The 15915-nt window shown below is 40.8% G+C and carries 16 protein-coding genes; 8 read left to right on the top strand and 8 right to left on the bottom strand.

Annotated features, from left to right (window positions below; translation table 11 throughout):
- Positions 1-393: 393 nt before the first annotated feature.
- The 3 genes from D0469_RS12630 to cax form a co-directional block, all read right to left on the bottom strand.
- Positions 394-1212: a YfkD famly protein gene (locus D0469_RS12630; protein ID WP_117327102.1), complete on the bottom strand. Its 819-nt coding sequence runs from the start codon at positions 1210-1212 to the stop codon at positions 394-396.
- Between the two features lie 124 nt (positions 1213-1336).
- Positions 1337-1942, bottom strand: coding sequence for a YczE/YyaS/YitT family protein (locus D0469_RS12625; RefSeq protein ID WP_117327101.1), 606 nt, complete (start codon positions 1940-1942; stop codon positions 1337-1339).
- Positions 1943-2337: 395 nt separating this feature from the next.
- The gene (gene cax / locus D0469_RS12620; RefSeq protein WP_117327100.1) at positions 2338-3396 is read right to left on the bottom strand and encodes a calcium/proton exchanger; all 1059 of its coding nucleotides are present in this window, start codon (positions 3394-3396) and stop codon (positions 2338-2340) included.
- Positions 3397-3768: 372 nt separating this feature from the next.
- Between cax and D0469_RS12615 the strand changes: the two genes are divergently transcribed.
- Positions 3769-4935, top strand: a complete 1167-nt coding sequence (locus D0469_RS12615) for an MFS transporter (RefSeq protein WP_117327099.1) — start codon at positions 3769-3771, stop codon at positions 4933-4935.
- Positions 4936-5190: 255 nt separating this feature from the next.
- Entirely contained in the window at positions 5191-7119 is a 1929-nt protein-coding gene (locus tag D0469_RS12610) for a heavy metal translocating P-type ATPase (RefSeq protein WP_117327098.1), read from the top strand.
- Between the two features lie 165 nt (positions 7120-7284).
- On the opposite strand, the gene D0469_RS12605 is transcribed toward D0469_RS12610, so the two are convergent.
- Together D0469_RS12605 and D0469_RS12600 are read right to left on the bottom strand one after the other, a co-directional pair.
- The gene (locus D0469_RS12605) at positions 7285-8094 is read right to left on the bottom strand and encodes a YihY/virulence factor BrkB family protein (RefSeq protein ID WP_117327097.1); all 810 of its coding nucleotides are present in this window, start codon (positions 8092-8094) and stop codon (positions 7285-7287) included.
- 70 nt (positions 8095-8164) lie between these two features.
- On the bottom strand, positions 8165-8671 hold the full coding sequence (locus D0469_RS12600) for a hypothetical protein (RefSeq protein ID WP_142919187.1): 507 nt from the start codon (positions 8669-8671) through the stop codon (positions 8165-8167).
- 187 nt (positions 8672-8858) lie between these two features.
- On the opposite strand from D0469_RS12600, the gene D0469_RS12595 reads away from it, so the two are divergent.
- Positions 8859-9092, top strand: a complete 234-nt coding sequence (locus D0469_RS12595) for a DUF1128 domain-containing protein (protein ID WP_407675741.1) — start codon at positions 8859-8861, stop codon at positions 9090-9092.
- A gap of 146 nt (positions 9093-9238) precedes the next feature.
- Here the strand turns inward: D0469_RS12595 and D0469_RS12590 are convergent, their stop codons facing one another.
- On the bottom strand, positions 9239-10258 hold the full coding sequence (locus tag D0469_RS12590; protein ID WP_117327094.1) for an HD-GYP domain-containing protein: 1020 nt from the start codon (positions 10256-10258) through the stop codon (positions 9239-9241).
- 226 nt (positions 10259-10484) lie between these two features.
- Between D0469_RS12590 and D0469_RS12585 the strand changes: the two genes are divergently transcribed.
- From D0469_RS12585 to D0469_RS12575, 3 genes are all read left to right on the top strand, one after another.
- A complete protein-coding gene (locus tag D0469_RS12585; RefSeq protein WP_117327093.1) occupies positions 10485-11750 on the top strand; it encodes a molybdopterin molybdotransferase MoeA in 1266 nt (421 codons plus the stop codon).
- Positions 11738-12289 carry a molybdopterin-guanine dinucleotide biosynthesis protein B gene (gene mobB / locus D0469_RS12580; protein WP_117327092.1) on the top strand — a complete coding sequence of 184 codons (552 nt, stop codon included), beginning with the start codon at positions 11738-11740 and terminating at the stop codon, positions 12287-12289. Before D0469_RS12585 ends, mobB begins: the two co-directional genes overlap by 13 nt.
- A 64-nt stretch (positions 12290-12353) precedes the next feature.
- The gene (locus tag D0469_RS12575) at positions 12354-12599 is read left to right on the top strand and encodes a DUF2164 domain-containing protein (RefSeq protein ID WP_233523046.1); all 246 of its coding nucleotides are present in this window, start codon (positions 12354-12356) and stop codon (positions 12597-12599) included.
- A gap of 17 nt (positions 12600-12616) precedes the next feature.
- Here the strand turns inward: D0469_RS12575 and map are convergent, their stop codons facing one another.
- On the bottom strand, positions 12617-13363 hold the full coding sequence (gene map, locus D0469_RS12570; protein WP_117327090.1) for a type I methionyl aminopeptidase: 747 nt from the start codon (positions 13361-13363) through the stop codon (positions 12617-12619).
- Positions 13364-13597: 234 nt separating this feature from the next.
- A complete protein-coding gene (locus D0469_RS12565) occupies positions 13598-14113 on the bottom strand; it encodes a type 1 glutamine amidotransferase domain-containing protein (RefSeq protein WP_117327089.1) in 516 nt (171 codons plus the stop codon).
- Positions 14114-14338: 225 nt separating this feature from the next.
- Between D0469_RS12565 and D0469_RS12560 the strand changes: the two genes are divergently transcribed.
- Together D0469_RS12560 and D0469_RS21885 are read left to right on the top strand one after the other, a co-directional pair.
- Positions 14339-15532: an MFS transporter gene (locus D0469_RS12560; protein WP_117327088.1), complete on the top strand. Its 1194-nt coding sequence runs from the start codon at positions 14339-14341 to the stop codon at positions 15530-15532.
- 176 nt (positions 15533-15708) lie between these two features.
- Positions 15709-15831 carry a hypothetical protein gene (locus D0469_RS21885; protein ID WP_267897309.1) on the top strand — a complete coding sequence of 41 codons (123 nt, stop codon included), beginning with the start codon at positions 15709-15711 and terminating at the stop codon, positions 15829-15831.
- Positions 15832-15915 lie beyond the last annotated feature (84 nt).

Below are 15915 nucleotides of genomic sequence, written 5' to 3'. Positions count from 1 at the left end.
CTCTCTTTTTTTTCATATAAAAACCGAAGATAAAGCGAGAACATTTAAGCAACAGGATACCTGCTAAACACAAAAGCGCGGGCGCTTGGTTAGCACGACAGCACATCCTTAAAGGGGGAGGACAGCAAAATACGCCATCCTCACAAAGCTGTCGCTTAGTTTCATGCTATGTTTTGCGGCCGTATAAATTCCTTTTTTGTCGGGGCTTTATTTTTCTTCCAAAAAAAGCGGCTGGTCGCTGAGCTGGGAATGGAACCAATATATTTGGTACCCCACAACTAATTGCCTAAAGCAATAAATAACCCGTACCACTACGAATTGTGATTACGGGTTATATTGGGTTGCTGGGTTTACTTACTCGTGGACTTCTTTGTCAAGGTGATACAGTGATTCTTATTTAGGCTGTCCGGCAACCATAAAACTAAACGATAGATGGTCTTGAATTGGAATCCACGCCCCAATGCCCTGGGAAGTTACATTCTTGACCATTATGGAACGTTTTTTTCCCTTAAGCTTTAAGTAAACTTCCCCGTACGTAACCTTCCCTTTTTCGTTGACTGCAGGTGCGTGGGCATACAAGTAGCCCAGCCTGTTTGGGGGAATATTATATATTTGGTCCTTCTTTGTGCCTGCACCGATATGTGTCTCAAATGATAAAGGCAATCTCGACTTTTCTGCAGCCTTGGCTATCATCATTTTTTGCACATCGTCAGTAGCAGGTATTTTAGCAGTCAGACCCCCCCGGACAGTTTTCTGCGCTTCCTGAACAAATTTGATTTTTACTGGAGAATTTCCTCCCCTGTTATCAAAGTAATTCGTGTTGACCCGCTGGTATTCCCAATTAGATGTTGTTTCAGTTGACTCATAGCTTAGTGCCCAGTGCCCCAGGTAAATCGTAGCTCGATAGCCAAAAGAAAAGGGTGAGCTTGAAATGGCTGATTCATTGAGGATATGGATGAGCTTTGGGTTGTCGATTTTCACATTTGATGAATCAATTAGCTGCTGGGCCAGTTCGCCTGGCTGCAGATACGGCATATCCTGCATTGCATTTGGATACGTATTTTCCTTTGCAATGTTCGAAACCGACGGCGGAAGTGAAGCGGCAAATGCCCCCTTATTTCCTGAAGCTTTAACTGCCTGAGAATTGATATTGTTAGATGGAAAAACAAACATCAGTCCGGTTATTGCTAACAGCAATAGTTTCTTTCTCATGATGCGGCACTCCTTTATTTGATGTAGAATCTGCGTATCACAACCAAAACCAATTGTCTTTCCTAGCTTTTACGGAAGGAACCCAAACTATGCATTTCAACAGAAGCCCCGCCGATAGGCTGTTTTATTTAATCAATTTCTTATAAAATGCTTCAATTCCGGGAAAAAACCACTGTACTATCGGTCCGATTGAAAATGTTATGATAAGAGTACCAATACCAATCGGCCCTTTGACCATGAAAGCAAATATAAGTGCAGTTAATTCACCTGCTGTTTTGGCAAGCATCAAGCTTATATTGAACCTTTTATGGATCGCGATCATTAATTTGTCGATTGGATTTGCGGCAAATTGCGGCTGAAGATAAACACAAATCCCGAATGAAAGAATAATAATCCCCATTGCCAAAGTAGCTAGCCTAAAAACATTTCCCGCGGGTTCCCAATGTGAAAGAACAATAAGGAGCCAGAAATCAATGCTTAATCCTACAACTACAATAGTTCCGAGTGCTAAAAATTCGGGTGTCTTTTTTAACAAATAAGCATTAATGAACATTAACATAGTCCCTGTTACCATGATCCACGTGCCAATGGTCATCCCAAATAGCTTAGTTAGCCCTACATGTAGCGCATCCCAGGCACCCGTTCCAATACCGGCCTTAATTGTCAAACTCACTCCCAGTGTCAATATGAAAATGCCGATTAAAAAAAAGCTAATCCTAATAGTCTTCATTGTAATTTCCTCGATTTCTAATCAAATTCACAATAAAAATGTAACATTATTGTAATGTTCTGAATATTTACTTTTTTACCCTTTTCCTTTATACTGAAGGTACATTAACAAAAAGGAGGCGAAATCATCTCCACCATTACTGCATGATCGGGAGGAATGTATATCGGTTGAACTTCCAAAAAGATGAGAGCATTGGTCCGAATATACTTAAGGTTTCGCCCTATATACATTTGGAAAGGAAGGTGACAATTCAGAATAATTTTAATTCCTATAAGAATTATAATAATTTTGGACTCACGTATGTTATATAATTTTCATTTAGTAAAATAAAATGACTCTGCAAACAATTATGCAGAGTCATTTTTTAGTGGTTCAATTTAATACACCTAATTTTATCAGATTAAATAAAAGCCTATTCCCATAATAAAGTATGCGGCTAGGAGAGTTAACCCTTCAAACCAGTTCGTTTCTCCATCATTTGAAATAACGATGATCAATAATACCGACGAAACCATTGCAATCAGTTCTGGTAGTGTGAAGACGAGAGGCATGGCCGTTGGGAAGAGCAGAGAAACCAAAACTAGTACCGGAGCAACAAACATTGCAATCTGGAGCGTTGAGCCAATTGCAATTTCAACTGCAATATCCATTTTATTCTTAACAGCCATAATTATCGCTGAGGCATGCTCTGCTGCATTACCTACAATGGCGACTACAATTACCCCTATGAATAGTTCAGTCCACCCAAACGTTTCACCAACTTCATGAAAGGTATGAACTAAATTCTCAGATACATAAGCAACAGCTACCGTCGCGGCTGCCAGAATAGTAAGGGCAATCTTCTTGTTCCATTCGGGCTCTTCATGACGGCCTTCAGCGCCACCTTCATTAGATTGATACACACCGCGGTGGGAAACCAGCTTGAAAAACAATGCGGCCAGATATAACGCTATTAGAATAATGGAAATACCAACACTTAATGAAATAGTTTCCGATTCACTCATTGTCTGTGCAAATACTTCAGGTATAACGAAGGCTACTACAACTCCAAACATGAGCAGACCCGCATTGTGCCTCGCATCATATACATTAAACTTTTGCCTCTTGAATTTTAATCCTCCCATAAAAAAGGAAAGACCGCCTACAAGCAGCAGGTTACCAATAACAGATCCTGTTAATGAGGCTAGCACCACTTCAATAAGCCCCGCTTTTATGGCAAAGATTGAAATGATTAGCTCAACGGCATTTCCAAATGTTGCGTTCAATAGCCCGCCTATCCTTGGCCCTAATACAACCGCGAGGCTTTCAGTGGCACGGCCCATAAAACTGGCAAGTGCCACAATTGTCAGGCAGTATATAATAAACATGAGTACGCTGGGCCAGTGCATTAAGGAGCCTGCCACCGATAATGGCACACCTGCCAATACCAAAATTAAAAAAAGCTTATTTACCATAAACATCCCTCTCTGTTCTCTTTTCACTTATTGTTACCTTTTTTGAGGATATGATGACCTATACCTCATTTGTCTATTGCCTAATCCTCGCGATTAAAGGTATCATCAACTAGAATACTGGCCCGGTTGGTGGCTGATCCTTCTCCACCCTCCATATGTTGAAGAGGGCTCAACAGACGGCCCGGACAAGGAATGTTTCATGGTGGTAACTGTTTCAACAAAAAGCTTCTGCATTTAATGCACTCAGGTTGTATTGCTTCCATGTAACCTTGTCTTTGTTCGGGCCTCTTCAGAACAGGAAGAATGGAAATTGTATTTTAATTCAAATATTCCTCCCTTCCCGTCCGCAATAGAAAAACAGGAGAAACTACTATGAATTATTCTATTTTACGTTTTTGGATTTTAGTTACCATTGTCGGGATTTCAGGTTTTTCCCAGGGCATGCTGCTGCCCACAATTGCTATTATATTTGAAAATGACGGTTTAAGTTCTTCTTTGAACGGCCTTCATGCCACCGCTCTATATATAGGTATACTTTTCGCTTCCCCGTTTATGGAGGGTCCGTTACGGCGCTTTGGCTATAAACCGCTAATTCTGGCCGGCGGCTTGGCAGTCATCATTTCCCTCGCGTTATTTCCGGCTTGGAAGTCGTATTGGTTTTGGTTTGTTCTAAGGCTGGTCATCGGGATTGGCGACCATATGCTTCATTTTGCAACTCAGACTTGGATAACAGCGTCATCACCGCAGCATAAGCGCGGGCGAAACATATCAATCTACGGTCTTTTCTTTGGCCTTGGATTTGCATTCGGACCTTTAATGACACGGTTTTCGGAAACGAATGAATCATTGCCATTCATTATCTCATCCATTATATCCCTCACGGTTTGGCTTGCTATGTTTCTGATAAAGAATGAGCTTCCTGTCCCGGACCTTGAAACAGCTTCCTTTAAAGGTACTTTCCAAAGGTTTTCGAAGGTTTTTAAATTTGCCTGGGTCGCCTTCCTCCCGCCTTTCTGCTATGGATTTCTAGAAGCATCCCTAAATGGGAACTTTCCGGTCTACGCATTGCGTTCAGGTATTGATGTCAATACAGTTTCCATTCTTTTGCCGGCATTTGCTGGAGGCGGTATTTTTTCACAGCTTCCGCTAGGTGTTCTCAGCGATAAGTTCGGCAGGAGGAATATCCTGCTTATTATCATGCTGTCAGGTTTTGTTTTATTCACTGCCGCAGGAGTTTTTCAGGAATCCACGATTGGACTTTTTATTTGTTTCATTCTTGCAGGGATGATGGTTGGATCAACTTTTTCACTGGGCATCAGCTACATGGCGGACTTGGTACCGAACAGCCTTCTTCCAACTGGAAACCTTGCCTGTGGAATCTTCTTTAGCTTTGGCAGCATCTCAGGCCCTTTTATCGGAGGACTGGCCATTGAACTTTTATCTGGTGCAAGCTTTTTCTACGTAATCAGTATAATGATGCTGACTGTATTCCTGGCCCTGGCGGCCTTTAAAGAAAAGAAACCAGCTTTGCAAGCATAACAGAGATTTAAAGAGCAAATTACTTCCTTTATCATATGTTATATGATAGGATGTACCTAAAGAAAATAAAATTAGCACTAATCAGGTTGTAGAAACTTGGAATATGCTGTCATCGTTTATGCGATGGCAGCTTTCGTCTTTTATAAGGGTAATGATGTTGAATATCTTTCTCAATAAGACATCTAAATTCAGAAGTCTGCTTAACCGATTAGCAAGTTAGCTTTAGGGTATTAAAGAATTAAGGAGGGGCAAAAAATGAACGCAGATGCAAAGGCTTTTAGTAATACTAATCCTTCCGTAAACAATGAATCATTGGTTACAAGGATCCTTCCCCATATTGAATTGATTGCAGCCTTGTTTAGCGGACTACTGATTCTCGCAGGCTGGTTACTATCAAAGACCGGCTATGATTCTTTGTCCATTGCAGGGTATCTGCTAGCCTTTATCATTGGGGGATATGCAAAAGCGAAAGAGGGAATCGAAGAAACGATAGAAAATAAAGAGTTAAATGTAGAAATGCTGATGGTATTGGCAGCAATCGGGTCAGCTATTATAGGATATTGGACTGAAGGCGCCATTTTAATATTCATTTTTGCTGTAAGCGGTGCGTTAGAAACCTATACTATGAATAAAAGCCATAAGGAAATTTCAGCTCTGATGGAACTTCAGCCGGAAGAAGCTTTACGAATTAATATGGAGGGTACAGAAGAAAGAGTCGCTGTTTCGAGCCTGCAGATTGGAAATATAATCTTGGTAAAACCGGGAGAACGAGTCCCTTCTGACGGCAGGATTAAGGAAGGGCAGACAAATCTTGATGAAGCAGCTATAACCGGTGAATCGATACCGGTAAGTAAAAAGGAACAAGATGAAGTATTTGCTGGTACAGTAAATTTACGGGGCAGCATCACAGTAGAAATCACAAAGCCAAGCAGCGAAACTCTCTTCCAAAAGATTATTGCACTTGTTCAATCGGCTCAAAGCGAGAAATCTCCTTCACAGCAGTTTATCGAGCGTTTTGAAGGAACATATGTCAAAGTTGTACTTTCAGTAGTGTTCCTAATGATGTTCCTTCCCCATTTCCTTCTCGGATGGAGCTGGACAGAAACCTTTTATCGGGCCATGATTTTGCTTGTTGTAGCTTCCCCATGCGCACTTGTAGCATCCATTATGCCCGCCACGCTCTCTGCGATCTCAAACGGTGCCCGCAACGGGATATTGTTTAAAGGTGGAGTCCATCTTGAAAATCTTGGCCATTTAAAGGCAATTGCACTGGATAAAACTGGCACCCTGACAAAAGGAAAACCTGAAGTTACGAATATTACGGTGCGAGAAGGAATAAGCGAAGAAGATTTCCTTTTTCACGTTGCTTCAATAGAAAACCATTCAAACCACCCTTTAGCGCAGTCAATTGTCCGTTATGCTAAATCCCATGGTTCTGTAGCGCTTATTAAGCCGGAAAGCATGGAGGATATTCCAGGTTGGGGAGTTCAAGCCTTAATCAAAGGCGAAAAATGGAAGGTTGGAAAGGCTGGTTTTATCGGTGAGGAAGAAGCAGCCGGATTTAAAGGCGGAATTGCTGCATCCTTAGCCGCGGAGGGAAATACAATTATCTATGCCAAGGACGAACAAGGCATTGCTGGTATAATTGCCTTAAAAGATGTAGTTCGGGATGAAACGATCTCAGCTATTGAAGCGTTAAAAAGGGAAGGCGTGCACACTGTCATGCTGACTGGAGACAGTGAGAAAACGGCAAGTGTAATCGCAGCTGAAAGCCATATTGACTCTTATATCGCAGAGTGCCTTCCAGAAACAAAAGTTGCTGAGATAAAGAAACTAAACGAACAATTTGGCACAACTGCTATGGTGGGAGACGGTATTAACGACGCCCCAGCGCTCGCCACTGCCTCAGTGGGAATTGCAATGGGAGAGGGAAGCGATGTCGCTCTCGAAACTGCAGACGTTGTCTTAATGAAAAATGATTTGCCAAAAATAGCAGAGGCCATTAAACTGTCAAAAAAAATGAATACAATTATTAAGCAAAATGTTATTTTCTCCATATGTGTAATCATGCTCTTGATTGCGTCAAATTTTTTACGATTTTTAGATCTTCCTTATGGTGTAATCGGCCATGAAGGAAGCACCATTTTAGTTATTTTAAACAGCCTGCGCCTTCTAAAAAGTTAACCACTCTAGAGGTTGATAAAAAAACATACATTCCTTTTGATTCACCCGAAAGAAATATTACTCAAGTTAAATTAGCCGTAATGAAAATATTATTCATCTGCCAATTGTGAAAAAAGAGGGTTGCCAAAAGCTTTAGCTTTTGAGGCACCCTCTTTTTTATAAAAATTAACAATTTGGGTTCCTTCGCTCACTCGACATCGCGTTGATTTCCCCGCCGAAGATGATAATAATCCCAAGCAGATAAAACCAGATCATTAGGACAATAACCCCTCCGATGCTGCCATAAGTAGCAGAATAGTTCCCATAGCTTTCTACATAATACGCAAAAGCCAATGACACAACGTTCCAGCCAACTGATGCAAAAGCTGCCCCCGGAATAACATGAAGACACTTTTGCTTTACATTTGGCGCAATCCAATACAGCACTGTAAAAACCATAAACAGAAGCAGAAACGAAATAAGCCATCGCATAGCATTCCAAATGTAAAGGAATTCATCTGTAAATCCATAGGCTGAAGTAAAGAAAATGCCGATTTGCCGGCCGAACACGGGTAATATCAAAGCAACTACAAATACAAAGATCATCGCGAAGGTCAGCAAAATTGACATCGCCCTGGCCATAAGAAAGTGTCTGCTTTCCTTAACGTTATATGCCTTATTAAAAGCCTTAACAATTGATGCAAGCCCATTTGAGGCAGACCAGATGGTAGCGATGGCACCTATCGATAGCAACCTGCCATTTTGATTCATGATTTCCCCAAGGTTATGTTCAATCAGCTTCATGGATTCCTCTGGGGCGTACTCCCTGATTACTCCCAAAATATCTTCAGAAGAAATAGGCAGATATGGCAATAATGTCACTAAAAACAGCAGCAAAGGAAACAATGATAACAGGAAGAAATAGGCCAGCTGTGCTGCCATGCCCATCACATCGTCCTCCTGCACCCTTTTTATTAATTCAGTCACAAGCATCATATCATTACCTCTTGTACCGCCTCAATATTAATTCCGGGCTTGGTTTGGCAAGCATTCCTAATACATCTTTTTAATGATGAACCTGCGGATGGCCTTCTCCGGTAAATGCATCCGCTGTTTCCCTGACAACGGCAGCCATTTGTGGAGTTATATCTTTTACTTCGTTAATCTGTTCAGCAATAAAGGCCACATCATCGGTTACTTGTTGAATCGTGGTACGCAGTGTGCTTGTGGCTTCCCTCACCTGGTTTAACATACTGTTAGGGTGCTTAACTGCCGTTTGAATTCCTCTGGCAGCATTTCTGCCACTCTGCATTAATGACTGTCGTGTGTTCCTATCAAGCAAGCTGATTGCAGCTCCAGCCATTGCTCCATACAGCATCCATTGCATAAAACGGCTTTTGTTTCCTGTTTGATACTCTCCTCCGTAATAGACCATAATGTCCTCCCTTGGAATGTTTTTATCCTTTAGCGAACTCAGCTTACCCGTGGCCGGACTTAGGAAGGCAATTTCTAGCCTGATAGCCTCGAGCAGCAATAATGCGGCATAATTATCAGGTATAAAGGGCTTCCCCAAATGATAATACCTAAAACTTATGCCTTTCTTTACTATTCTCCTCTTAACGGAATAATAAAAAAGCAAGGAAGGTTTTTTTGTTTCCAACAGAGAATTTATTGACTTTTCACAGTCAAACATGAAAAGATTAAGTTATTGATAACCAGAAGGATCCCCGCAGGTAAAAACTGTCTCTCCAAAAGAAAGGATGAATAACTTGGATTTAACCAAAAATACACCGGAAAATGTTGAGTTTATGGTGGAAGCCATTAAGGAAAAATTAAGAATGATGAATATCGGTGCCATAAAACCGAGTTCATTCAACTCGGATATGTATGAAGAACTTCATGATATTTATAATATGGTTATGAAAAAAAATAATTTCAGTCCTAATGAAATGCAGGCGATTGCAGAAGAGCTGGGCAGGCTGCGAAACCTTTAATTTAACAGCAAAAAGATTTAATCTGGAAAAAATAACATCGGATTCGGTGTTATTTTTTTATATCTCAATGCTTACCAAAAAAGGATTCTATTTTGTGCGCTTTTATCCAATAAGGAATGTAATCAATCTTAATATGGTTACTTTTATTAGCCTCTCTCCAATTCAAGTTCTTCCATTTGCGGAACTTTATCAACAATCACTTTTGTGACCAGCATGGTTGGATGTTCGGCAAGGGACAGTTCTTCTTCAGTGGCCAAAAGTCTTATATACGGACGCTGAATATTATTTGTTATCTTTACAACAATCGCCTCTTGCCCTTTGTTGAGCATCAGCCTTGTTCCAGGTGGATAAAAAGGAATTTGCTGCACAAATAATGAAACGAGGTCCTCCCGGTATTTTATTCCGCTTCTTGTCATAATCATTTCCAATGCATAATGAGGTGTAAAACCTTCTATAGATACTAAATTTTCATAATCGTTGGCAATCGAGCAGATTTGTCCATACTCATGAATATTTTTCCCCGCCAGTTTCCTGGGAACCCCGCTGCCGTCAAATGCCTCGTGGTGCTGAAAAGCACAATGAGCAGCCAACAGGCTCATTTCATTGATTCTTTTCAGGATTTCAAAGCCTCGAGTTGGATGATCTGTTATATCACCGGATTCCGCCTTTCCAATATCATGGAGTGCTGCTCCCATCGCAAGGTCCTTTACCTGAAGGTTAGTGAACCCCTTTTTCTTTCCCAGAAAGATGGATAATAGAGAGACATTAACAGCATGTGCATACAACCTTAGCTCCTCTGACAGAAAAGTAGTCGGAGCCAGTACAATGGCAGACCGTTTATATACTTCATCTGTCAGTTGTTTAACAATCTTCTGCATTTCCTTAACCGGAATCGGCTTCTTCTCTCTAACCGCTTCAAAGCATTTTTTAATAACAGCAATGGCGTCCATCCAGGTTGGCATATCAACCATTTCTTCCATAGTAATGCCTTTTGATACAGCATCCTCAATAAAAATGTAACGTATATCAAGCTCTAATAATCTTTTCAGAAAAACCGGGTGGATCCTCCTCCCCTCTGCTAACAATACGCGATTCTGTTTATCAAAAACTGGCCTTGCCAGCTGCATCGTTTGATGACGGTATTCATCTAAACTAATTAGTCTCATAAGACTACTCCTTTATGCCTATGTATAATCAGTATATGTGCTAATTTACTTGAGAGCCAGGGATTTGGAAAAAAACCCTTGTAAAAAATTAAAAAAAAAAAAAAAAAGGAACCCAATCTTATTTTCTTAATTTTCTTTATTTGTCCTTTCATACAAAGTTTGTATATTATTTGTAGTAAGAAACCTGTAAAAACAATCTTTACACAGTAAATAGGGAGTGAAGGAAATGTTGGAACGACGGAAGCCTATAAGTATTTCGGATGCAGTAGAGAAAGTAATGAAAAAAAAGCTTCCAGGAGAATCGGAATTTGTCTCCATTGATGATTGCGACAATCGGTACTTAGCAGAAGATCTGACTGCCACTCATGATGTGCCGCATTTTAACAGGTCACCATATGACGGATTCGCGTTACGGTCAGAGGATACAAAAGATGCTTCGATAGCCAATCCATTAACTTTTGAGGTAATAGAGGAACTTGGGGCGGGCATGGTTCCGGGCCAGCAAGTAAAGCCATTTCAGGCGGTTAGAATAATGACTGGTACACAGATGCCAGAGGAATGCGATGCTGTCATAATGCTTGAGTTAACCACGGAATCAGAAGTGGATGGCAAAAAATATATCACTTTCAAGCGAGCTCTACATAAAGGTGAAAATGTCTCCTTTAAAGGCGAAGATGCAAGGGAAGGCGACATATTGGTGACCAAGGGAACGTTAATCAATCCTGGGGTTAAAGCGGTGCTTGCTACCTTTGGTTACAATTTAGTGCCTGTTGCTAAGAAGCCTGTAATAGGTGTATTTGCAACCGGTTCTGAGCTTCTTGAAGTCAATGAACCATTGCAGCCGGGGAAAATAAGGAACAGCAACTCTTATATGATCTCTTCTCAAATTATCCGTTCCGGAGCAGACTTTATCTACTACGGAAAGCTCAAGGACGAATTTGAGGCGAGCTTTTCCGCCATTCAGAAAGCATTAGAAAATGTTGATCTTTTAATTACGACCGGGGGGGTGTCCGTAGGAGATTATGATCTGATGCCGGATATTTATGCAAAGCTGGGAGCGGAGGTCCTTTTTAACAAAGTGGGAATGCGCCCGGGCAGTGTAACCACTGTTGCAGCACTTAATGGTAAGCTTTTATTCGGTTTATCAGGCAACCCTTCTGCTTGTTATGTGGGTTTTGAACTGTTTGTCCGTCCAATCGTTCGAACAATGCTATTTTGTAAAAATGCTCACCTCAGAAAGGAAACAGGTATACTAAAGGCCGATTTTCCAAAGGCTAACCCATTTACCCGTTTTGTCAGGACACGCCTGTCATTTGACGATGGGCGCCTCTGTGTAATACCAAGCGGAGTTGATAAATCAAACATTGTTATGAGTCTTGCCGGCTCTAATTCTCTTGCCGTGCTGCCAGGGGGGACGCGTGGATTTAAAGAGGGCGATACAGTGGAAATTCTACTTCTCGATGACCAAGATGGCAGCGAATGGCCATGGTAACTCCCTTTTTATTTCAAATAGCTGGATTTCAGAACACCGGAAAAACAACCCTGATTTCCAGAATGCTTCTAGAACTAGATTCCGCCGGACTTAAAGCTGCAGTCCTGAAGCACCATGGCCATGGCGGTGAACCGGACGTTGAAGAACAAAAGGACTCCGTAAAGCATTTCCGTTCCGGAGCAATTGCCTCAATCGCTGAAGGGGATGAAACAATTCATCTCCTCGGCAAACTCCATCACTTGGAAAAAATGGATGCCATGATTACCCTTCTCAGTTGTTTTAAACCAGATCTAATTTTGCTTGAAGGGTATAAACATCTTTCATACCCTAAAGCAGTTCTGCTGAAAAATCCAGATGATTTTATTTTATTGGACGAACTCAATAATATTAAGGCATTGCTTTGCTGGCCATCAATGATTGATGCAGTAAAAGAAAAACTTCCGGAGTTTCCTATTTTTGATATAAATGATAACAGCTTTCCTGAATGGTTTTTGCTGAATTATCGTAATGTATCTACACCTTATTCACGGTTAGATTGAATCCAAAATACCCGTGATTCTCCAGCCCCAGTGAAAAATTTTAATAAAAAGGAGAAACATAATTTTGTATATAAAATTTCCAAGAGACCATAAAGAACATATAGTCCGAAGTATCCAGGAATATTTTTATCGGCAAAACGGAGAAGAAATCGGTGAATTAGCAGCTGAAGAGTTTTTAGACTTTGCGATAAAAGAGATTGGCCCATTCATTTACAACGGGGCAGTGAAGGATGCCAAATCGATTATTGATGAAAAGATGATGAATTTAGAAGAAGACCTATCTTCCCTGGAACGGCCAATTAGAAGATAGGTCTGTGAGGAATGCCATTATTGCTGTGTAAGGATTAGCGGCCCATCCTTCATAATCGCAATTGTATGTTCATATTGGGCCGAATATTTCCCGTCTGCTGTTGATGCTGTCCAGCCATTCGCGTCCCGGACAGACTGATAAGTACCTGCGTTAATCATCGGTTCGATGGTAAAGACCATGCCCTCCTTTAAACGGAGACCCCTGTTTGGAAGCCCATAGTGCGGCACCTCAGGTTTTTCATGAATAACAGTACCAATGCCATGGCCAATGAAATCCCTGACAACCGAAAATCCGTTGCTTTCTGCATAAGTTTGGATAGCATGCCCGATATCCCCGATTCGATGGCCGGCAACCGCTTGCTCAATCCCTTTATATAAGCATTCCTCGGTAACCTTAAGAAGACGTTCAGTTTCCTCCGACACTTCCCCTACTTTATATGTCCAGGCCGAATCAGAAAGCGCGCCCTTAAAATTGACCACCATGTCGATTGTAACAATATCGCCTGATTTTAACGGTGTTTTTCTCGGGAAACCGTGGCAAATCTCCTCATTAATACTTGCGCAGGTTGCATATTCATAGCCCTTATATCCTTTTTGTTCAGGTGTTGCTCCATGTTCCTTCAGGTACTCGGTTACAAACTCTTCTATTTCCCAAGTTGTGGCACCTGGAATAATGAGCTTTGCCAGTTCTTTATGGCAGGAAGCCAGAATTTTTCCCGACTCTCGCATCGCCTTTATTTCCCTGTCCGATTTTAATACAATCATGCGAACACTTCCTCTTAGCTTTTCAGTTTATCTACTTATTCTACTCATCTTACTCACCAAAAACAACGAAAAGCCTTCGTCTAAAAAATATCTTATTCTATAAAATTGCATATCGTTCATTCTTTTTTAAACTTTCTATTGAAGATGGCATTTTAACATCGCCTCTATATACAAAAAGAATCCCCGCTGTCTGCAGGGATTCTTTTTGTGTATTAGATTAGTTTTCTGTGGCACTTACTCCAGCAGTCTTAATGCTTCACGGTTAAATGCGGGAATGTCATCAGGCTGGCGGCTGGTGACAAGCTGGTCGCCACATACAACAACTTCTTCATCCTTGAAATTTACTCCTGCATTTTCCATATCGACCTGGATTGATTTATAACCTGTGGCAGTACGCCCGTCCAATGTTTTAGCTGTGATAAGCAGCTGAGGGCCATGGCATATGGCGAATACAGGCTTTTTTGCATCCATAAAAGCTTTGGCAAATGTCACAAATCGATCATCTCCACGAAGCTGGTCTGGAGAAAAACCTCCCGGGATAAAGAGCGCGTCAAAATCATCAGGATTAACATTGTCAATGGATTCGTCAATCGTGACCGTTGCTTGTCCCTGCTTACCCTCCACTGTTTTCCCTTGTTCCTTTTCAATCGTTACTACTGTATGTCCGGCTTCCTTAAAGGCCTTTGCAGGTTCTGTATATTCTGAGTCCTCAAACATCGATGTTACCACTGTCGCAATTTTTTTGCTCACGAAATTCAGCTCCTCCATAGATTATTTGTTTACATTTATTTTGTTTCCCCTTTCGTAGATAATTAAACGTTTATTCAGACTAGGTGAATCTGAATACTTATGAATGACCAGTTGAACCTCGACATGGGGAGATAAATATACTATAGTAAATAAGTTGATCATTCTTAATTAAAGATATTCGACATTCGTATTACCTGGAAGTAACTGCACGAGGAGTGATCTTTTATGAATGAAAAACCGCTTTGGACGAAGGACTTCTTCAGTATTTCGCTATGCAGTTTTTTTCTTTTCTTAACTTTTTATATGCTGCTGACTGCCCTGCCGATTTACGTTACGGAGGATCTCAAAGGTGATGAAAAGCAAATCGGATTGATTATTACAGTATTCCTTATAGCTGCTGTAATATGCCGGCCCTTTACTGGCATTTGGGTTGAGGATTTTGGCCGGAAAAGGATATTGTATATTTCTTTGCTCATCTTTGGAGTAGCTTCGCTATTATATCCCTTCGCAGATAGCTTTCCCCTAATGATCGCCTTGCGATTTTTTCACGGAATTGGATTTGGAATGGCTACAACCGCCACAACTACAATCGTTGCCGACCTGGTTCCTGATGAACGCCGCGGAGAGGGAATGGGATATTTTGCAATGTCGATGAATCTCGCAATGGTTATCGGACCCTTTTTAGGGTTAACTCTTTCCGCAAATACAGGCTTCACAGTTATTTTTATAGTTTGTATTATTACAGCTCTTTTCGCAGTGATTCTAGGGCTTCTTGTGAAATTCCCAACAGACAGCCCAGGAAAGATAAAGCCTCAAAAAAGCAATCTTTCTTTTAACAACCTTTTTGAAAAGAGTGTAATCCCTATTTCAATAGTTGGCGGTATTTTAGCGATTACATATGCCAGCCTACTATCCTTTTTATCGGTATTTGCCAAGGAAACAGGACTTGAGGATACCGCTGGCTTATTCTTTGTGGTGTATGCAGTAGTTATAATTGCTTCAAGGCCTTTTACAGGAAAATGGTTAGATCAATATGGAGAAAATAAAATTATTTATCCAGGAATCATTATTTTCATCCTTGGAATGTACCTTCTCAGCCAGACGGAAACTACCTTTTCTCTGTTGTTATCAGGAGCAATAATTGGATTGGGTTTTGGCTCGCTGGTTCCTAGCTTTCAAACTGTAGCAGTGAGTATGGTTTCTCCTAAAAGAAGAGGAATCGCAACGGCCACCTTCTTTACCGTTTTTGATATAGGAGTAGGGGCAGGTTCATTTTTTATGGGAATGATTGCAGCTAAAACAAGTTATTCATTTATGTATCTTTCAGCTTCATTCATCATCTTAATTGGATTGGTATTATACTATCTCCTTCATGGCAGAAAACAAAATAAAAAGATGTCTGAATCTAATACTTTTTAAAAAGCCGGCTGACCCGTTTTCTTAACGGTTCACCGGCTCTTTTTTCATTAAACATTGAAAAAGGTTGAATAATAATTGTAAGTATTTAGTGATGACGATTATTTGTCTATCTTGTGAACTTTGACATATTATATCATCAGAATGGATCGAAACGATTTTATTGAGGAGGATTTCACATGACAATTCTTCATATTTTAAACTACGTTATACCGATCGGCTGTATGATTGGAATTGGTTTTTGGATGGGCTATTTATATAAACCATCCGTGAAATTAGCGGAAGATAAAAATAACAACTAAATTTGAAATAATCAAACACAAAAACCCCTTTAGGGGTTTTTGTCAGAGTGTCGAGAAACTCCCTAGAGATCAATATCCTTGGTC

This window comes from Peribacillus saganii, from assembly GCF_003429095.1.
GTDB classification, from domain to species: domain Bacteria; phylum Bacillota; class Bacilli; order Bacillales; family DSM-1321; genus Peribacillus; species Peribacillus saganii.
This window is presented reverse-complemented; position numbering and strand designations above follow the sequence as displayed.